The sequence below is a fragment of the Microbacterium sp. PAMC22086 genome (assembly GCF_019443525.1).
Taxonomy (GTDB): Bacteria; Actinomycetota; Actinomycetes; order Actinomycetales; family Microbacteriaceae; genus Microbacterium; species Microbacterium maritypicum.
Genome location: NZ_CP080380.1, coordinates 2909649 through 2928166, shown reverse-complemented (window position 1 = coordinate 2928166; position 18518 = coordinate 2909649). Strand labels below are relative to the sequence as shown.

The following is an 18518-nucleotide window of genomic DNA, read 5'->3' as shown; positions in this document are numbered from 1 at the left end:
CCCGCGTCTGACGATTTAGCGTGGAGGGCTCCGGCCATCTTCGGTCGTACAAAGGAGTCTTTCGCATGCGTTCCACCGTTCCTCTCGCCGCGCTCGCGGCGTCCGCCATGGTGTTCATCCTCACGGGCTGCGGAGGCGCGTCCTCCGACGACAAGCTCAGCTACGAGGACTCGCCGCTGAGCCAGTACCTCTCTGCGGCGTGGGGCGGAGACCTCTCGCAGGAGGAGCAGCAGAAGAAGATGGAAAAGGAGCAGGCCCAGGTCGAGGAACTGGTCGCGCAGTGCATGGCCGACGAAGGGTTCGAGTACACACCGAACGCCAGCAACGGCACCGTCATCTCGGATGGCGGCGAGTGGGAGCCCGAGAAGCGGGAGTGGGTCGAGAAGTACGGCTACGGGTACGTCAACAGCCCGTTCGCGGAGCAGGTCGAGGAGAACCCGTCCGAGGAGGAGAACTCCGACCCCAACGCCGACTACGTCTCCTCTCTCTCGGAGTCGGAGCAGACCGCGTTCTATGAGACGCTCTACGGCCCGAGCCCGGCGGAGGACGAGATGGCCGAGGACGGCAGCTACGAGTACAGCTGGGAGGACGCCGGCTGCCAGGGCTGGGCGCAGCATGAGGTCCAGGGCGACGACATCACGCAGTCCGAGGAGTTCAGTGCCCTCCGCACGAAGATGGAGGAGCTGACGACGGCGTCGCAGGAGTCCCCGGAGCTGGCCGACCTCAACGCGGAGTGGGCGTCGTGCATGGCAGACAAGGGTGAGCCCGGCTTCACGAAGCAGGCCGAGGTGGCGGAGTCGATCATGGAGGAGCAGAACAAGATCTATGAGACGGCCTACGGCGACGGCTCGGAGCCGGTCGACACCGAAGCTGCCGATTTCGAGGACCCGAGCAAGAGCCCGGAGATGAAGGCGCTCGGGGAGCGGGAGCTGAAGCTGGCCCTCATCGATCTCGACTGCCGTGAGAAGACCTCCTTCGCGACGAAGTCCCTGGAGATCCAGTTCGCGCTCGAGGAGAAGTTCATCGCCGAGAACAAGACGGAGCTCGAGGCGTTCAAGGCCGCTGCAGAGCAGAGCAAGTGATGCGCGAGGACGATACTCCGACCACGAAGCTCCCCACCGGATCCACGCCCGCATCCGAACCCGAATCCACGGCCGCATCCACGGCGGAGACGACGGCGTTCTCCGAACTCATCGACGGCGCCGATCCTGATCCCGATGCCGAGGAGAAGGCGACGGAGGCGGACGCCTCTCGCGTGAGCGGGTGGGGACGGGTGCTGCGGGGGAATCGTGCTCTCTGGATCGTGGCGCTCATCGCCGTGGTGTGCCTGGTCGCGGGGTTGCTCGTCGGCCGCTTCCTGATGTCGCCGGACGCCTCCAGTGCCGATGCACCCGAACCCGGCCTCGTCACGGCGCCGGTCGATTTCGGCCCGCTCAGCAACGACGTGACGCTGCGTGCGGATGTCGGATACGCGGACGCGGTCGAGGTGAAGCTCGACACGTCGGCGTTCTCCGGCGCGGCGGTCGTCACAGGTCAGGTCCCTGAGGTCGGAGCCACTCTCACCCCGCTCTCGATCGCCCTCGAGGTGGTCGGGAGGCCGGTCATCGTGCTTCCGGGTGAGCTCCCCTCGTACCGCACGCTGCGGTTCGGGGTCTCCGGCCCGGACGTGCTCCAGCTGAAGCAGGCACTCACGAGCGTCGGGATCGGCGTCGGCGATGTGAACTCGAACGTGTTCGATCGGGCCACGGCTGATGCGGTCGCCCAGCTGTACGCGCAGGCGGGATATCCCGTGCCCTCGCCCGAGGACGGCGCGTCCGACGGCGTGCGGGCCGCCGAGGAGGGGGTCCGCGCGGCGCAGACCGGAGTCACGGAGGCCCAGAAGGCGCTGAACGAGGCAGGAGCCGGACCCAGCGCCGTCGAGACCTGGCAGGCCGATGTGAAGGTCGCCGCGGCCCAGCAGGCTCTCGCCAAGGCACAGGGCGGCGATGGAGACGTGCAGCAGGCGCAATGGGATCTGCAGACCGCCCAGCTCGAACGGGACGAGCTCCGCAAGGGCAGGGACACCAGCGCCCAGCGCTCGGCACTCGACTCGGCTCGCGCTCAGGTGACCTCTGCCAATCAGGTTCTCGAAGAGGCTCGTCAGAAGGCGCTTCCCTACCTGCCGGCGAGCGAGGTGCTCTACCTCACTGAGCTCCCGCGCCGGGTGGACGCGGTCGGCGTCGAGCGCGGATCGGTGCTGTCGGGCTCGGCCATGACCGTCTCGGGAGCGACGGTGCGTCTGACCGGTGCCGCAGCCGAGGCGGACGCCGCCCTTCTCACCGCGGGGGCGGAAGGGTCGTTCGAACTCCCGGACGGGACGGCGCATCGTGCCGTGATCTCGGAGCTGAAAGCGGGCAAGGACAACAAGGCGCGGTGGGAGGTGCTCCTCGATCCCGATCCGCTCACGCCTGAGCAGATCACCCAGCTGCAGGGGAAGAACGTGCGGGTGAAGCTCGCGATCGGCGCGACAGACGGAGACGTGCTCTCCGTTCCTCTCGCCGCACTCACTGCCGGACCGGGCGGCGAATCCCGCGTGGAGGTCGTCGAGTCCGATCCCCGTGAGGGCAAGGATGCGAAGACGAGGCTCGTCGTCGTCGAGACAGGACTCGCCGCGAAGGGCGCTGTCGAGGTGACGGCCGTCGATGGCGGGCTCGAGGAGAACGACCTGGTGGTGGTCGGGCGGTGACGCCTGCACCTCCGCTCGTCGAGTTCCGCGATGTCACGCGCTCGTTCCCCGGCCCGCCCGAGGTGCAGGCGCTCAAGGCCGCGACGCTCACCGTGGAAGCGGGAGACTACATCTCCATCGTCGGACCCAGTGGATCGGGCAAATCGACCATGCTCAACCTTCTCGGGCTCCTCGATCGTCCGAGTGTGGGGGAGTACCGGCTTGCGGGCTCGCTCACCGGTGACCTCACCGAGGACGAGCGGGCGGCGGTGCGCGCGCGGTTCATCGGCTTCGTGTTCCAGTCTTTCCACCTGCTCCCGCGGCGCAGCGTGCTCGACAACGTGCTGATGCCCATGCTCTACAGCGGCGTGCCGCGACAGGAGCGTGAGGCCCGTGCGCGGGCGGCGTTGACCCGCGTGGGCCTCGGACACCGCATCGACTTCTTCCCTAACTCGCTCTCGGGCGGTGAGCGCCAGCGCGTCGCCGTGGCGCGAGCGGTCGTCAGCAGCCCGCAGCTGCTGCTCGCGGACGAGCCGACGGGAAACCTCGACCAGCGCACCTCGGGCGAGGTGATGGAGCTGTTCGAGGAGCTTAACGCCGATGGACTCACGCTCATCGTCATCACCCACGACGATGCGGTGGCACGGCGTGCCGGCCGCAGCATACGCATCGCCGACGGCCGATTGACGGAACTGTGAAACGCGTGCTGCGGCGTCGCAGGAACGTCGAGGAAACGAGCGCCGAGAACCCCGGCGATGAGGTCGTGGAGCCGAAGAACTCGGCGGCCGCGCTGCTCCCGGCGGTGAAGCATGCTGATCGGTTCACGTTCCAGGACCTCGTGGCCGAGGCCACGGCCGACATCGGCTCGCGACCGGCACGGCTCGTCATGACCATCCTCGGCACGGTCCTCGGTATCGCTTCGCTGGTCGCGACGCTCGGATTCGCGCAGACCGCCGCCGCGCAGATCGCGAGGCAGTTCGACGGCGTCGCTGCGACGCAGGTGGTCGTCACCCCGGCCAAGGCGCAATCGGGCAAGGGGAACACGACGGTCGCGACCGGGCGGCTGCCGTGGGACTCTCCCGAGCGCGTGAAGCTGTTGGCCGGTGTGGACAGCGCCGCACTGATCGCCCCGGTCGAGCTCGCGGACGGCGAGACGATCACGGCAGTGCCGGTGAACGATCCCTCGGCACCGATCACGGCATCCCCGAAGCTCTTCGCCACCACGCAGGACCTTCCGGAGACGGTGGACGGCGACCTCGTGACCGGTCGCTTCTTCGATGACGGACACGACGCCCGTGGCGACCGCGTCGCGGTTCTGGGACAGCGCGCGGCCGAGCGGATGGGGATCAATCGCGTCGATTCGCAGCCCTCGATCTTCATCGCAGGTGTCTCATATTCCGTCATCGGCATCATCGAGGGCATGGATCGCCGTTCCGAGTTCGTGGACGGGGTCATCATCCCTCAAGGGTCCGCTCGTGCCGACTTCGGACTGACCGCGCCCTCCGAGCTGACGATCCACATCGCGCTGGGGGCGGGGCCGCAGGTCGCGAAGCAGGCGGTGCTGGCCCTCCAGCCCGACGACCCCGACTCGCTCGAGGCGCGGTCACCGGCGGCATCGTCCGACCTCAGCCAGAACGTGCAGGCCGACGTGAACGTCGTGTTCCTCATCCTGGGCGTCATCGCTCTGCTCGCCGGCGGTCTCGGCATCGCCAACGTCACCCTGCTCTCGGTGATGGAGCGCATCGGCGAGATCGGGCTGCGGCGTGCGCTCGGCGCGACCCGGCGACAGATCGGCGCGCAGTTCATGGTGGAGTCCATCGTCATCGGGTTCATCGGCGGCATCATCGGGTCGGCACTCGGCGTGGTCGCGGTGATCGCCGTCGCGGCGGTGCAGGGGTGGTCGCCCGTGACCGATCCTCTGGTCGCCGTCGCCGGGACCCTCCTGGGTGCGCTGGTCGGATGGGCGTCCGGATGGTACCCGGCACGTCGTGCAGCCCGCATCGAGCCGGTCGCCGCGTTGCGCGGCGTGTGAGAGGGGGCCCGGCCGGTACAATCGACCAAGCACGAAGGAGCAGGAGAACGGGTGGCTGAGAAAGTGGCGAAGTCCAGGGCGAAGGCGCAGAAGGCCGACGAGACCCCCATGGGACCCACCGGCCGCCCCTATCACGGGTTCCCGATCCCCGGGCCGTTGAAGTCGCACGGTCCTGCGCGCATCATCGCGCTGTGCAACCAGAAGGGCGGCGTCGGCAAGACGACGACCTCGATCAACCTGGCCGCGGCTCTTGCGGAGTACGGCCGGAAGGTCCTCGCCGTCGACTTCGACCCGCAGGGTGCGCTCTCGGCAGGCCTCGGCATCCCGACGCACGATGTGCCGACGATCTACGACCTGCTGCTGGACACCAAGCGCGACGCGCACGACGCGATCGTGCACTCGAGCGTCGAGGGTCTCGACGTCATGCCGGCCAACATCGATCTCTCCGCCGCCGAGGTGCACCTCGTCAACGAGGTGGCGCGTGAGACGATCCTCGCCCGTGTCCTCCGCCAGGTGGCGGGGGAGTACGACGTCATCCTCATCGACTGCCAGCCCTCGCTCGGGATCCTCACCGTCAACGCACTGACGGCCGCTCACGGCGTGATCATCCCGCTCGAGTGCGAGTTCTTCGCGCTGCGTGGTGTGGCGCTGCTGATCGAGACCATCGACAAGGTGCGCGATCGGTTGAACCCGTCGATCACGATGGACGGCCTGCTGGCGACGATGTACGACCCGCGCACGCTGCACTCTCGCGAGGTGCTCGAGCGCGTCGTCGAAGCTTTCGGCGACGACGTGCTGGAGACCGTGATCGGCCGCACCGTGAAGTTCCCGGATGCCTCGGTCTCAGGTGTGCCCATCACCGAGTTCGCGCCCGAGCACGCCGCCGCTCAGGCGTACCTGCGGCTGGCGCGGGAGCTGGTCGCCCGTGGCGCCGTCGCCTAGCGAAAGACCTGTCGACGCGTCGCCCGAGGAGGGCGCAGGCGATTCCGCGTCTGCCGACACCGCAGGCTTCCGGGTCTCGCTGTCGAACTTCGATGGCCCCTTCGACCTACTGCTGAACCTCATCTCGAAGCACGAGATGGACATCACCGAGGTGTCTCTGAGCGCGGTCACCAACGAGTTCATCGCGTACCTGGGCGCGCTCGACGACGACGATGATCTCGATCAGGCTTCCGAGTTCCTGGTCGTGGCTGCGACACTGCTCGACATGAAGGTGGCAGGGCTTCTGCCGCAGGGCGAGCTGGTGGATGCCGAGGCCGTGGCTCTTCTCGAGGCGCGCGATCTGCTGTTCGCCCGGTTGCTGCAGTACCGGGCCTTCAAGGAGGTCTCGACGTGGTTCGCCCGCTGCCTGCAGCGCGAAGACCGTCGTCATGTGCGTGCCGTCCGCCTCGAGGAGAAGCACCGCCGCCAGACACCGGAGCTCGTCTGGTCGCTGACCGCCGACGACTTCGCGGCGCTCGCGCTGCTGGCCTTCGCGCCCAAGGATATCCCGCACGTCGGGCTCGACCATCTGCACGCGCCGCTGGTCAGTATCCGCGAACAGGCGGCGATCGTGGTGACGCTGCTGCGCGGCGCCGAGTCGCTGAGCTTCCGCGAGCTCGTCGCCGGCGTGACCGAGCCGGGTATCGTCGTCGCGCGCTTCATCTCGGTGCTGGAGCTGTACCGGCATGCGGCACTGTCCTTCGAACAACTGGAACCGCTCGGCGAGCTGACGCTGCGCTGGGCAGCCGACTCCTGGTCGGATGAGACGCTGGCGACCCTGGGAGCCGACTATGACCGATGACGTGACCGACGAGAGCCTGACCCCGGAGAGCACGGACGCGGTGCCGGCGATCCCCCTCTCCGAGCGGATCGAGGCGATCCTGTTCATCGTGGACGAGCCGATCGGTCTGGTCGCACTGGCCGCGGCCGTGGGATCGCCCGTGCCCGCCGTGCGTCAGACGCTCGAGGCGCTCGTCGAGGACTACGACGGTGCGGGCACTGGTCCTCGACGCGGCTTCGAGCTGCGGGAGGTCGGCGGCGGGTGGCGACTGTACGTGCGTGAGGACCTCGACGCCGTGGTGGCCGAGTTCGTCGGCGGACAAGCCCCCGCTCGTCTTTCGCAGGCCGCTCTCGAGACTCTGGCCGTGATCGCCTACAAGCAGCCGGTGACGCGCAGCCAGGTCGCCTCCATCCGCGCGGTGAACGTCGACTCGGTCGTGCGCACTCTCCTCGCCCGAGGCCTGATCACCGAGCTGTTCGCAGACTCCGAGACGGGCGCGCTCAACTACGGCACGACCGAGGCGCTCCTCCAGCACCTGGGCATCAACTCGCTCGACGAGCTGCCCCCGATCTCCCCGCTGCTCGATGACGGGGCAGACGGATTCGACGAAGGGACCATCCGATGACCGGCTTCGACGCCTCGACAGACTCCGAGACCGCACCCGAGGGCGTGCGCCTGCAGAAGGTCCTCGCCGGCGCGGGGGTGGCCTCGCGACGCGTCGTCGAGCAGTACATCACCGAGGGGCGCATCCGCGTCAACGGCATCGTCGTCTCCGAGCTCGGCAGGCGGATCGACCCGGAGAACGACCTCGTCGATGTCGACGGCACCGCCGTGCAGCTCGACGTCTCGAAGCGCTACGTCATGCTCAACAAGCCCACCGGCGTCGTCAGCAGCATGAAGGACGAGAGCGGCCGTCCCGACCTCCGTCGCTTCACCGCCGACTACGAGGAGCGTCTGTACAACGTCGGCCGCCTCGATGCCGAGACCAGCGGACTGCTGATCCTCACCAATGACGGCGCCCTCGCGCACGTGCTGGCGCACCCCTCCTTCGGCGTGACCAAGGTGTACATCGCGAAGGTCAAGGGCACCGTGCTGCCGCAGACGATCTCGAAGCTCACCAAGGGCATCGAGCTCGAAGACGGTCCGATCGCGGCGGACAAGGCGCGGCTGCTGGACACGTCTCGCGGGTCGAGCCTGGTGGAGCTGACGCTGCATTCCGGTCGCAACCGGATCGTGCGTCGGATGCTCGCCGCGGTCGGCCACCCCGTCACAGAGCTCGTGCGTCGCCAGTTCGGTCCGCTCCACCTGGGAACCCTCCCGGCCGGGAAGACGCGGGAACTGAGTAAAATCGAACTCGGCGCGCTTTTGACCCTGTCGCGCCGTGATTCCGGTGTCGCCGAGGCGCCAGGCGAGCAGGAGAACGAATGACCGATACGACGAGTGCGCCCACGGGGCGGAGAGCGGGCTTCGTCGCGCCGCGCCTCTCCGGCACCGTCCGCATCGTCGGCGCCGGACTCCTCGGCGCGAGCATCGGGCATGCGCTCCGCACGAAGGGCGTCGACGTCGTGCTGACCGATGCCTCGCCCGCACAGCTCCGCCTCGCCGTCGACTACGGTGCAGGCCGCCTCCCTGCGGAGGACGACTCACCATCTCTGATCGTGGTCGCCGTCCCGCCCGATGTCACGGCCGACGTGATCCAGGTAGAGCTCGAACGGTTCCCGCACGCCGTCGTCACCGACGTCGCCAGCGTGAAGCTCGAGCCGTTCCGCATGCTCCGGGCCCGCGGCGTCGACCTCGCCCGCTACATCGGCTCGCACCCGCTCGCCGGTCGTGAGCGCGGTGGGGCGATCTCGGCCCGCGCAGACCTCTTCATCGGTCGGCCGTGGGTGGTGTGCCGTGACGAGGAGACCAAGGCTTCCGATCTCGCCCTCGTCGAGGCTCTGGCGCTCGATGTGGGAGCGATGCCGCTCGAGATGACTCCGGAGGAGCACGACCGTTCGGTCGCACTGACCTCGCACGTGCCCCAGGTCGTGGCGAGTCTGCTCGCGGGTCGCCTCGCCGAAGCAGAGGAGGGGGCGCTCCGTCTCGCGGGCCAGGGCGTCCGCGACACGACGAGGATCGCGGTATCCGCCCCTGAGCTCTGGGTGCAGATCCTCGGGGCGAACGCCGCGCCGGTGGTCGAGATCCTCGACGCGCTCGCGTCCGACCTCGGGGAGATCTCCGACGCCCTTCGCCAGCCCGGGGCTCCCGGCGCCCGCCGCATCGTGGCCGAGACGATCCGTCAGGGCAACGACGGCGTCGAGCGTCTTCCCGGCAAGCACGGACAGAACCAGCGCTTCGAATCGCTCGTCGTCATGGTCGACGACACCGCCGGGCAGCTCGGAAGGCTGTTCGGCGAGCTCGGCGAGCTCGGCGTCAACGTCGAGGATCTCCGTCTCGAGCACTCTCCCGGCGCGCAGTTCGGTCTCGCTGAGATCAGCGTCGATCCGGCAGCGCTGCACGGTGCGATCACCGGACTGCAGGAGCGCGGCTGGCGCATCGCAGGGAGCACCAATGACTGACATCTCGACCTCTGCCGCGGAGACGCACGTGACCGACGCCCACAAGTTCATCGCGATCGACGGCCCGGCCGGCTCCGGCAAGTCCAGTGTGTCGAAGGCCGTCGCCCGCACCCTCGGCTTCGGCTACCTCGACACCGGCTCCGCCTACCGTGCGCTGGCCTGGCATGTACTCGATCAGGGTGCCGACACCGAGGATCCCGAGACTGTTCGCGCCGCGGCATCCGCGTTCCCGCTCACGCTCGGGCTCGACCCCGACGAGCGGACGGTGCTCGTCGGCGACGTCGATGTCACCGAGGCGATCCGCGACCCGCGGGTCTCCGGGGCCGTGAGCGGCGTGGCGCGCGTGCCCGAGGTGCGGGCACAGGTCAACGAGATGTTCCGGCGACTCGTCGCCGAGTCGTCGTACCCCGCCGTCGTGGTCGAAGGGCGGGACATCACGACCGTTGTCGCCCCCGACGCCCCGGTGCGGATCCTTCTCACCGCGGCCCCCGAGGTACGGGCCGCCCGACGTGCCGGCGAACTCGCCGGCGAGAACGCGGCTGCTGTCGCCGCGGCGCTGCACGAGCGCGATGCCTCAGACAGCGCCGTCGTCGACTTCCTCAACGCCGCAGAAGGCGTCGAGGTCGTCGATTCGACGGAACTCGATTTCCCCCAGACCATCGATGCCGTCCTCACGGTGATCGAACGAATCCAAGGAGCACAACGTGGCTGACGACGAATACGAAGGCGGCCCCGACCAGCTCGCCGAGAAGATGGACCAGCTCGACGAGCATCTCGCCGAGCAGCGCGCGGAGACACTGCGCGCCGGACTCTCCGACTACGAGCTGGACGACGAGGATGCGGAACTCCTCGCGGGCATCACGCTCGGCGAGGACGGCATCCATTACAGCCCGGCGCTGCCCGTGGTGGCGATCGTCGGACGACCGAACGTGGGCAAGTCCGCGCTCGTGAACCGCATCCTCGGCCGCCGCGAGGCCGTCGTCGAGGACACCCCGGGCGTGACCCGCGACCGCGTGACGTACAAGGCCGAGTGGGCCGATCGTCGCTTCTCGCTCGTCGACACCGGCGGATGGGAGCCTGACGCCCGCGGCATCGACCGGTCGGTCGCGATGCAGGCCGAGGTCGCGATCGACCTCGCCGACATGGTGCTGTTCGTGGTCGACGCGATGGTGGGTGCGACGTCGACAGACGAGCACGTCGTGAAGCTGCTGCGCAAGAGCGGCAAGCCGGTGTTCCTCGTCGCCAACAAGATCGACGATGCCCGCCAGGAGCCGGAGACCGCGGCCCTGTGGAGCCTGGGCCTCGGTGAGCCCCACCCCGTGTCCGCCATCCACGGACGTGGCGTCGCCGACCTGCTGGACGCCGTGCTGAAGAAGCTTCCCGAGGTCTCGGCCGTCGCGAAGCAGGAGATCGGCGGCCCGCGTCGAGTGGCGATCCTCGGACGCCCGAACGTCGGCAAGTCGTCGCTGCTGAACAAGGCAGCCGGCGAGGAGCGCGTGGTCGTGAACGACCTGGCCGGCACCACCCGCGACCCGGTGGATGAGGTCGTGGAGCTCGGCGGGAAGATGTGGCGACTGGTCGACACCGCCGGCATCCGCCGCCGCGTGCACATGGCCCAGGGCGCGGACTTCTACGCCTCACTGCGCACTTCTGCCGCGCTGGAGAAGGCCGAGGTCGCGGTCGTCGTGCTCGACGTCTCCGAGACGATCAGCGAGCAGGATGTGCGCATCATCGACCTCGTGCTCGAGTCGGGCCGCGCGCTCGTGCTCGCGTTCAACAAGTGGGATCGTCTGAACGACGACGACCTCGAGAACGCCGACCGCCGTCGCTACCTCGAGCGTGAGATCGAGCAGGACCTGGCGCACGTCGCCTGGGCCCCGCGCGTGAACATCTCGGCGAAGACCGGTCGTCACCTCGACAAGCTCGTGCCGGCGCTGGAGACGGCGCTGGAGAACTGGGATCGTCGTATCCCCACGGGCAAGTTCAACGCCTTCCTGGCGGAACTCGTGGCCGAGCACCCGCACCCGCTGCGTGGTGGAAAGCAGCCGCGCATCCTGTTCGGTACCCAGGCGTCGACGCGTCCGCCGACGTTCGTGCTGTTCACGACAGGGTTCCTCGACCCGGGATACCGCCGATTCATCCAGCGGCGTCTGCGTGAGCTCTATTCGTTCGAGGGCACGCCGATCGTGATCAACATGCGGGTGCGCGAGAAGCGTCAGCGCTGATCTGTTCCGGCGCGTGTCGCGCCGTGGTGCCGTGACCCCGATGCTGTGAAAGGCTGAGGGGGTGACTGTCGTATCTCCTGCCTCCGGTGAACCGCGTCGCCCTGAGGGGCCGCGGAATCCCGGCGATGCCTGGGTGATCGCGGAGTCGGGGGAGAAGTACTGGGGCCGCTTCGGCGCTGCCGGTCTTCTCGCCTACGACCCTGCCCGGGGGATCCTGCTGCAGCATCGCGTCTCGTGGAGCCACTTCGGGGGCACCTGGGGGCTGCCGGGAGGCGCGCTGCACGAGGGGGAGAGCGCGATCGCCGGAGCCATCCGCGAAGCTCAGGAAGAGGCAGGCGTCCCGGACGGGGCGGTGCGAGCCCGGTTCACGAGCGTTCTCGACCTGGGGATCTGGGCGTACACGACCGTCGTCGCCGATGTGCGGGTTCCTTTCGAGCCGGTGATCAGCGACCCGGAGAGCGTCGCCCTGGAATGGGTGCCGGTCGATCAGGTCGATTCTCGACCGTTGCACCCCGGCTTCGGAGCGTCGTGGCCGGCGCTGCGCGCGCTGCTCACCGTGCGTCCGGCTGTCGTGGTGGATGCCGCGAACGTCGTCGGATCTGTTCCGGACGGCTGGTGGAAGGATCGCGCAGGGGCGGCGGCTCGTCTGAGGGCTCGGCTGGATGGACTGTCGGTCTCTGCGGACGACCTGGAACTCGGGGGTGACGAGTGGTTCCCCGAGGTGTCGATGGTGGTCGAAGGGCAGGCCCGAGGAATCGATGACGATGCGAGCGCAGTCGCCATCATCCGGGCGGAGGCCGCGGGCGACGACGCGATCGTCGCCGAGGTCGAGCGCCGCGTCGCCGGTGCGGAGACGGTAGTCGCAGTGACCAGCGACCGGGAACTCCGCGAACGAGTGGAGCGCGCCGGTGCCGGTCAGGTCCGATCCGCAGGATGGCTTCTCGAAACTCTCGCGGCGCACGGCTGACTTCGTCTCCCGCTCTGCGGACATCATGATTCAGACGAACATCACGCGTCGGGGTGGCGGGTCGACGTAGTCGCGACCCAGGGGGCTGTGCCACGTGACGCTGCCGTCTTTCTCCTGCTGGGCGGTCCAACGATGCGGGTCGGGCATGTGTGGATGCTTGAGCGTGTGGTGGCCACGGCAGAAGTGACCGAGGTTGTCGATTCTGGTCTTCCCGCCCTTCGCGTGATCGTGATTGTGGTCGATCTCGCAGCGGTGCACCGGCATGCGACACCCGGGGAACCGGCAATGCTGGTCGCGCGCACGGAGGAACCGTCGCATCCCCTCGGTCGGTGTGTAGGTGTCGGTCTCGACCACCATGCCGGTCGAGTCGAGGAACAGGCGGCTCCAGCCGGTGTTCCGACCCGCGAGATCGCGGGCGATGTCGGGGTGAAGTGGGCCGTGTCCGTCGAGTTCCGCAATCTTGTCGTCGGCGCCGGCGAGCGTTGTCGCCGCGACGGTGACCTGGATACGGGCCTGGATGCCGTCGAGGCCGTCGCCGTGCGCGACGCTGGGGTCTGCGGTCAGGAGGAGATCCGTGAAGAGGTCGGCTTCCGTCTGCGCCCACGTTCGCGTGTCGGTGGGGAAGTGCTCGACCTCGGGGTCGGTGGCGAACGTGTCGCCGCCGGTGCTCGGGATCACCCCGTCGTCGAGCAGGTCGAACGCGGGGTCGTCGAGCGAGAGATCTTCGGGGCTGATGCCATCGACTTCCTCGAACCACCAGGGCAGCGGCACGAGATCGCGGTCGCTTCGAGCGCGCACGACCTCGCGCGTCATACGGTTCAGCCTGTCGGAGATCGCGGTGGCGATCCACTCGGGGAGCACCGCCGTGAGCAGGGCCAGCCCGTCGTCGAGGGACTTCACCGTGACGCAGCGCTCTTCCGCAGCACGTCGGTGCCTCTGCACGACGGTCTCGCCGACGAGCGCGGCTGCGACCTGGCGCGCATGAGCCTTCGTGCGCGCTGCCGTGTCTTGTTCGGCGACCACCAACACCGCCGTCTCGAACAGGCTCATGACCGCCGAATCGACCTTGTTGTTGCGGACGGCTTCGGCGACGATCGCGCTCGCCCTGGCGATCTCGCGCACGTGCCCGGCGCTCACGGCGCCCTTCGAGAAAGCGGCGCGGACGGCGGGGAGAAAGGTGCGCAGCGCCTGGGCATCGGCGAAGGCGAACTCCACCGAGCCTTTCGACACGTGGCCGGCGGCGGAGAACTCCGCGATCATGGAACGGTAGATCGCCTCTCGATGGAAGGGGCTCACGGTTACTTCGGCATCGTGCAGGGCGATCTGCTCGGTCAGCAGCTCTGCGGCTTCCGCCTCGAGCGCGGCGATCCGACGCCTCGTCGCGACCCAGGCATCCAGGACGCGACGTCGCTCCTCGAGTTCGAGGTCGAGATCGGTCGTGTTCGCCATACCTCCAGTTTAGAACATAGTTTCGAATTAAAGAAAGTGGGAGGGGGCATGAATACCGAGATATCAGGTCAGGCGGTCGTCGTTGCGTCCACGAAGCTTGTCGATGTCGCGACGCTCTCGCTTCGTCGGACGCCCGGCCCCACGATCACGAAGGCCCAGGGCGGCTTGAGGCTCGCGCTCGGGCGTGCGGTCTTCGTAGGCGAGCGCCGCTACCGGCGCTCCGACGCGCTTGACCAAGAGCTGACGAACGATGAGGATCCGATCGAATCCCGCGATGCGGATGCGCAACTCGTCGCCCACACGAATCTGCTGCGCCGCCTTCACCTTGTCGCCGTTCACCCTTACATGCCCTGCGCGGCATGCTGTCGTCGCGGCCGAGCGCGTCTTGTAGACACGGATCGCCCAGAGCCAGCTGTCCACACGTGCGGCATCCATCAGGAACTCGTCCTCCGCAGGGATACGAGTGCGCCCGCGATGATCAGGCCCTGGCCGATCACGTAGGTGAGCATCACCGCGGGGCTGCTCCACGACGGCAGGGAATCGGGGAGGAAAAGGCGGAAGGCGAGGATCGTGTCGCTCGCGAGGAAGAAGGCCCCGCCGACCGCGACGAGGGGATGGCAGCGCGCCGAGAAGGCTGCGGTGGCGCCGAGGATGAGTCCGTAGAGGGCGACCGCCACGAGCAGGCCGCCGGTGTGCGGACCGAGGAGAGCGATCATCGCGACCCACCAGGCGGCGTACACGAGAGCCCACCAGGGCATCCGACGCGTCGACAGGTGTCGGATGAACAGAAGAATGTATGCCACGTGCGCGATGCCGAAGAACAGCAGCATCAGGGGCAGCTCGGGACCGGCGGGGAAGAATGCCCCTGCGCCGTCGCCGAGCCAGGAGAACAGCAATGCCGCGAGCAACAGGAACACCGTGATGCGCGGAGTGAGATGTCGCGCCACGACCAGCACCGGAATGGCGAGCATCGGCATCAGGAGCAGCTTGGTGGGTGCGGCGAACGAGTTGTCCGTGGCCAGCAGGACGACGTGGACGATCGAGATCACGACGAACGGCAAGAAGGCCCACGTGAGTGAGAGGGACGGGGCGCGACGCTGCATCCCCTCATCGTAGGATGACGCCCGTGACGGGCTCTCGGGGGCCGCGCTGGTCACGATTCGACGGTGACCTGAACGACGCTGTCGTCCACGCCGAGATGCACGGCGGGCCAGTATCCCTCGGGGAAGTGCTCGCCGCAGCCGTCGATGAGGTGCAGGACGACCGTGCCGTCTGCGGCGGCCTCGATCGCTTCGATGGTGAGGTCGGATGCGGCGTCGTCGAGCTCGTGGGCTTCGGGGGCGCTCGTGCTGAAGTTCGTGACGACCGCATCGGTCGCGATCCGCCTCATGACGTGCAGTCGCTTCACCGTGTCGCGCAGTCGGGGGAGGAGCGGGGCGACCCCGTCGGTCGTCGTGCCCTCGAGCATGAGTTCGAGCTCGGTGCCCTCGATGGAGATCGTGCCGACGAACCAGTCATGCGTCAGGACCGTGCCGTCCGTGAGCTCCGAACGGGCGCGCGCGAACGTGCCGAGCTCTGGATCGTCGATGGTCGAAGTCTCGTCGCTCATGCCTTCACGCTAGCGGCTTCTCGACGGTGACGATCCCGCGGCGAGGTCGAGGACCACGAGAGCGCGACCTGGCTTCATCTCTGTCTTCAGGGCGAGGCCGGCGGAGAGGAACGTACCGAGCGTGCCGTGGAACAGGTCATTGGGGCGCTGCTTCTCTCCCTTCGTGTCGACGGGGTATCCCTCGATGATGCGGGCGTCGGATTCGCGTGCGTACTCCACGGCGGCATGCAGGAGTTCGAGAGTGAGTCCGGTGCCGCGGTGCTCTCGGCGCACCACGAAGCACGTCACAGCCCACACGGAGTCGTCGTCGAACGGTTCGGTGCTCGCGGCCGCGATGGTGCGGGTACGTGGAATCCGTGCGTGGCGGATACGCGAACCGATCCGGATCCAGCCAGCGGCTTCACCATCGACGTAGGCGATGATCCCCGGGGGCGGGCCCTCCTCGATCTCGGCACGGAACAGCTCGGCGCGCTGCGGAGCTGAGGTGGCGTTCCAGTCCTTGTTGCTCAGCACCGGCCACAGGCACTGGCAACTGGCCCCATCGCCGCCGCCGGTGAGCGCATGCTGCACGTCATCCCACCGCGCGGTCGTCGCCACCTCGGTCGTGATCGTCGCCATGCCGCGACGCTACGCCGGGCATCCGACACTCGCAACGCCTCGGTTCGCGGAGGGGCCGAGGATGCGGCTAAGATAGGGGAGTTGCCTGCGCGAGAGTGCAGAACAACGGGCTGTGGCGCAGCTTGGTAGCGCACTTGACTGGGGGTCAGGTGAGTTAGTGAGGCGTGGCAACCAGAAAACTAAACAACGGGATGTGGCGCAGCTTGGTAGCGCACTTGACTGGGGGTCAAGTGCGGTAGCGGCTGTTTCAGCCTGAAAAGTGAACAACGGGATGTGGCGCAGCTTGGTAGCGCACCTGACTGGGGGTCAGGGGGTCGCAGGTTCAAATCCTGTCATCCCGACAGAAAAGCCCAGGTGAGAGCGTGTTTCTCACCTGGGCTTCGTTGTTCGCGTCCGAGGGTTTATGGGGACCTTCGTGGACTGGGTCCCGTTGCGTCACGATGTCGAGGAGTGGGTGGTTGCCAAGCGCCGGGACACAGCCGGGACACCGGCGCCCCGTTCGACGCTCGTGACAGAGATCAGCGGTGCGGTGAGGGCCGCGTCTCGCCGGAGGTCCGGGAGGGCGCCTGCCGCTGTTCTTGGGCGTCGAGGAATGCGTTGGCCTGCTCGGCGGCGGACACGAGATGGCGGGTGTCGGGGTGCAGGTAGCCGCGGGTGGTCTCGATGGATTTGTGGCCGAGGATGCGTTGCAGCACGTGCAGTGGGATGCCCGCGTCGGCCATCCAGGTCGCGCCGGTGTGGCGGAGCCCGTGCCGAGTCAGTGAGGGCAGTCCGAGCCCGGTGACGAGGTCGTCCCACTTGGTCGCGTCGCGCACGCTCGCTGTGGTCAGGACGCCGCCGCGGGGACCGCGCAGCAACCGCTCGTCGGGCTCACGATCCGCCGTCAAACGGTCCAGCACCGGCTTGAGCGCGTTCAGGATCGGAACCGGACGCGCTGCCCGTCCTTTGGTCTGCTTGGTGACGAGGCCGCCGGAGCCGGGATAGGTCTGCCGTTCGATGGTCACGATGTTCGTCTCGGAGTTGACGTCACCCACGCGGAGCCCTGCGACCTCGGAGCCCCGGGCGGCGAGGAGCGCGCTGAGCATGACGAAGTCCGAGTAGCTCTGGTGCACCTGCCCGCACGCTTCGGCGAGCCGGTTCAGCGTGGCCAGATCCGGCAGGGCGTGAGCGCGTGGCGAGGTCTGTTCGACGGGGATGATGAGAGCGGATTTGCCGAGGCTGCGCCGGGATCTGTTGCGGGCGGGGTTGCTGGTGAGGACGTCGTCGCGTACGGCCTCGTCGAGTACGCGTACGAGCGGCGCGATGCTGTTCTTGATCGTTGAGGCGGAATGCACCTTCTCCCAGTCGTCGATGGTGCGGTCGATCATCCCAGCCGTGATTTGCGACAGCGGCACGTGCCCGAGCGCGGGGAGCACGCGCAGACGTAGACCGAGTTTGTAGCCATCGGCGGTCGAGGTCGGGTCCAGGCCGCGCGTCCACCGCTCTCCGATGGTCGCCAAGTAGTCGCCGAAGGTGATGCGCCGGTCGATGCCGATCTCAGACGATTTCAGCAGATCGTTGAAGAACGCCTCGGCGGCTTCCTCGTCGGGTACGACGAGTGCGCGCACGACGCGCCGTCTGGTTTGTGGGTCGATCCAGCGTGCTCGTGCCCGGATGCCGGATGGACGGTGTTCGAGGTCGGTGGTGACCTTCACCCCGAAGGGAGGGACGGCCGGGGCGCTTTCAGCTGTGCTCATCAGCGGAGAGTGACGCGAGCCACGCCTCGACAGCGTCGAGGCGGTACCGGGTGATCCCGCCCATCCGCAGGAACGGCGGCCCCTTCTTGTCGGTGCGCCACCGCGACAACGTCGCCTCAGAGACCTTCAGGTAGGCGGCGACTTCCCGGCTGTCCAGCAGCGGCGACACCAGTGGCGTCTCAGTGATCGTCTCGCTCATGGCCGGTCGCTCCAGTCCGTGTTCACGATCTCCTGGATCGTCGCGTCCTGCTCCTGCTGGCGGGCGCGGATCTGCTCCTCTACGAAGGCGAGGAAGTCCTCGGTCCGGGCGGTCACGGACCGCTCGGTGGTGTCGGGCTCCGCCCAGTGCTCGGCTTCACCGCCGGGCCACGGGGTGATGCGGGTGGGTCGGTCGCGGTCGAGCCGGGTGCCGGAGATGGTGACCCAGTCTCGGAGCCGTTCGCGGGCAAGGCCGAAATCGTGGTGCCAGGCGAGGGCCTGATTCCCCTTGGCTTGCGGGTCGTAGCTGAACAGCCAGTGTTGCCGCAGCGCGGACAGCTCCCAGAGCAGCTCGGGGTGGCGGTGCCACATCGGCGGGATGATCTGGGCGGGGAGCCCGTACTCGTGTCGGAGCCAGTCGACCCACGCGTTCAGCTCGAGCAGTTCGTGTTCGAGATCTTCGGGGGGCAGGGTTCGCCAGTTGATCGGCCGGGGCACATCGCCGAGGACGTCGTTGATGTGCTGGGCGTACTGCTGCTCGACGATCCGGCGCACCTCGTCGCCGGGGTCGTCTGGAAGCGGAGCCTCCGGGTCAGTCACGTCGGGCATGTCGTTCCTTCACGTCCATTGGGCGGAAACGGGAAGGGTGCCGCCGGC

The 18518-nt window shown here is 68.1% G+C and carries 20 protein-coding genes and 1 tRNA gene; 13 read left to right on the top strand and 8 right to left on the bottom strand.

Annotation, left to right across the window (positions count from 1 at the left end):
* The first annotated feature begins 65 nt into the window (after positions 1 to 65).
* The 12 genes from KY497_RS14535 to KY497_RS14480 all read left to right on the top strand — a co-directional run bounded on the left by KY497_RS14535 (position 66) and on the right by KY497_RS14480 (position 12251).
* Complete coding sequence (locus tag KY497_RS14535) at positions 66 to 1082, top strand: hypothetical protein (protein WP_219869380.1); 1017 nt, start codon at positions 66 to 68, stop codon at positions 1080 to 1082.
* A complete protein-coding gene (locus KY497_RS14530; protein WP_219869379.1) occupies positions 1082 to 2725 on the top strand; it encodes a hypothetical protein in 1644 nt (547 codons plus the stop codon). Before KY497_RS14535 ends, KY497_RS14530 begins: the two co-directional genes overlap by 1 nt.
* Positions 2722 to 3402: an ABC transporter ATP-binding protein gene (locus tag KY497_RS14525; protein ID WP_141388112.1), complete on the top strand. Its 681-nt coding sequence runs from the start codon at positions 2722 to 2724 to the stop codon at positions 3400 to 3402. The genes KY497_RS14530 and KY497_RS14525 overlap by 4 nt, the downstream gene beginning before the upstream one ends.
* Complete coding sequence (locus KY497_RS14520) at positions 3399 to 4736, top strand: ABC transporter permease (RefSeq protein WP_141388110.1); 1338 nt, start codon at positions 3399 to 3401, stop codon at positions 4734 to 4736. Before KY497_RS14525 ends, KY497_RS14520 begins: the two co-directional genes overlap by 4 nt.
* Positions 4737 to 4844: 108 nt before the next feature.
* A complete protein-coding gene (locus KY497_RS14515) occupies positions 4845 to 5678 on the top strand; it encodes a ParA family protein (RefSeq protein ID WP_174799605.1) in 834 nt (277 codons plus the stop codon).
* Positions 5662 to 6519, top strand: a complete 858-nt coding sequence (locus tag KY497_RS14510; RefSeq protein WP_141388108.1) for a ScpA family protein — start codon at positions 5662 to 5664, stop codon at positions 6517 to 6519. Before KY497_RS14515 ends, KY497_RS14510 begins: the two co-directional genes overlap by 17 nt.
* On the top strand, positions 6509 to 7123 hold the full coding sequence (gene scpB / locus KY497_RS14505; protein WP_219869378.1) for an SMC-Scp complex subunit ScpB: 615 nt from the start codon (positions 6509 to 6511) through the stop codon (positions 7121 to 7123). The genes KY497_RS14510 and scpB overlap by 11 nt, the downstream gene beginning before the upstream one ends.
* The gene (locus KY497_RS14500; protein WP_141388104.1) at positions 7120 to 7926 is read left to right on the top strand and encodes a pseudouridine synthase; all 807 of its coding nucleotides are present in this window, start codon (positions 7120 to 7122) and stop codon (positions 7924 to 7926) included. Before scpB ends, KY497_RS14500 begins: the two co-directional genes overlap by 4 nt.
* Positions 7923 to 9059: a prephenate dehydrogenase gene (locus KY497_RS14495; protein WP_219869377.1), complete on the top strand. Its 1137-nt coding sequence runs from the start codon at positions 7923 to 7925 to the stop codon at positions 9057 to 9059. Before KY497_RS14500 ends, KY497_RS14495 begins: the two co-directional genes overlap by 4 nt.
* Positions 9052 to 9771: a (d)CMP kinase gene (gene cmk / locus KY497_RS14490; protein ID WP_219869376.1), complete on the top strand. Its 720-nt coding sequence runs from the start codon at positions 9052 to 9054 to the stop codon at positions 9769 to 9771. Before KY497_RS14495 ends, cmk begins: the two co-directional genes overlap by 8 nt.
* A gap of 40 nt (positions 9772 to 9811) precedes the next feature.
* Positions 9812 to 11284 (top strand): ribosome biogenesis GTPase Der, encoded by a 1473-nt coding sequence (der, locus tag KY497_RS14485; RefSeq protein WP_229779055.1) that lies wholly within the window; start codon positions 9812 to 9814, stop codon positions 11282 to 11284.
* 61 nt (positions 11285 to 11345) lie between these two features.
* Positions 11346 to 12251, top strand: a complete 906-nt coding sequence (locus KY497_RS14480; protein ID WP_219869375.1) for an NUDIX hydrolase — start codon at positions 11346 to 11348, stop codon at positions 12249 to 12251.
* 30 nt (positions 12252 to 12281) lie between these two features.
* On the opposite strand, the gene KY497_RS14475 is transcribed toward KY497_RS14480, so the two are convergent.
* From KY497_RS14475 to KY497_RS14455, 5 genes are all read right to left on the bottom strand, one after another.
* Complete coding sequence (locus KY497_RS14475) at positions 12282 to 13700, bottom strand: HNH endonuclease signature motif containing protein (protein WP_219869374.1); 1419 nt, start codon at positions 13698 to 13700, stop codon at positions 12282 to 12284.
* Positions 13701 to 13763: 63 nt separating this feature from the next.
* Positions 13764 to 14135 carry an RNA-binding S4 domain-containing protein gene (locus tag KY497_RS14470; protein WP_200935119.1) on the bottom strand — a complete coding sequence of 124 codons (372 nt, stop codon included), beginning with the start codon at positions 14133 to 14135 and terminating at the stop codon, positions 13764 to 13766.
* Complete coding sequence (locus KY497_RS14465; protein WP_141388094.1) at positions 14135 to 14803, bottom strand: lysoplasmalogenase family protein; 669 nt, start codon at positions 14801 to 14803, stop codon at positions 14135 to 14137. The genes KY497_RS14470 and KY497_RS14465 overlap by 1 nt, the downstream gene beginning before the upstream one ends.
* Before the next feature lie 50 nt (positions 14804 to 14853).
* Entirely contained in the window at positions 14854 to 15309 is a 456-nt protein-coding gene (locus KY497_RS14460) for a hypothetical protein (RefSeq protein WP_141388092.1), read from the bottom strand.
* A gap of 9 nt (positions 15310 to 15318) precedes the next feature.
* The gene (locus KY497_RS14455) at positions 15319 to 15927 is read right to left on the bottom strand and encodes a GNAT family N-acetyltransferase (RefSeq protein ID WP_219869373.1); all 609 of its coding nucleotides are present in this window, start codon (positions 15925 to 15927) and stop codon (positions 15319 to 15321) included.
* A 267-nt stretch (positions 15928 to 16194) separates the two neighbouring features.
* Here KY497_RS14455 and KY497_RS14450 point away from each other — a divergent pair.
* A tRNA-Pro gene (locus tag KY497_RS14450) sits at positions 16195 to 16268 on the top strand.
* A gap of 177 nt (positions 16269 to 16445) precedes the next feature.
* Here KY497_RS14450 and KY497_RS14445 read toward each other — a convergent pair.
* The 3 genes from KY497_RS14445 to KY497_RS14435 are packed head-to-tail and all read right to left on the bottom strand — an operon-like array spanning position 16446 to position 18470.
* Positions 16446 to 17663, bottom strand: coding sequence for a site-specific integrase (locus tag KY497_RS14445; RefSeq protein WP_219869372.1), 1218 nt, complete (start codon positions 17661 to 17663; stop codon positions 16446 to 16448).
* On the bottom strand, positions 17650 to 17862 hold the full coding sequence (locus tag KY497_RS14440; RefSeq protein WP_219869371.1) for an AlpA family transcriptional regulator: 213 nt from the start codon (positions 17860 to 17862) through the stop codon (positions 17650 to 17652). Before KY497_RS14440 ends, KY497_RS14445 begins: the two co-directional genes overlap by 14 nt.
* The gene (locus KY497_RS14435) at positions 17859 to 18470 is read right to left on the bottom strand and encodes a hypothetical protein (RefSeq protein ID WP_219869370.1); all 612 of its coding nucleotides are present in this window, start codon (positions 18468 to 18470) and stop codon (positions 17859 to 17861) included. Before KY497_RS14435 ends, KY497_RS14440 begins: the two co-directional genes overlap by 4 nt.
* Positions 18471 to 18518: the final 48 nt, after the last annotated feature.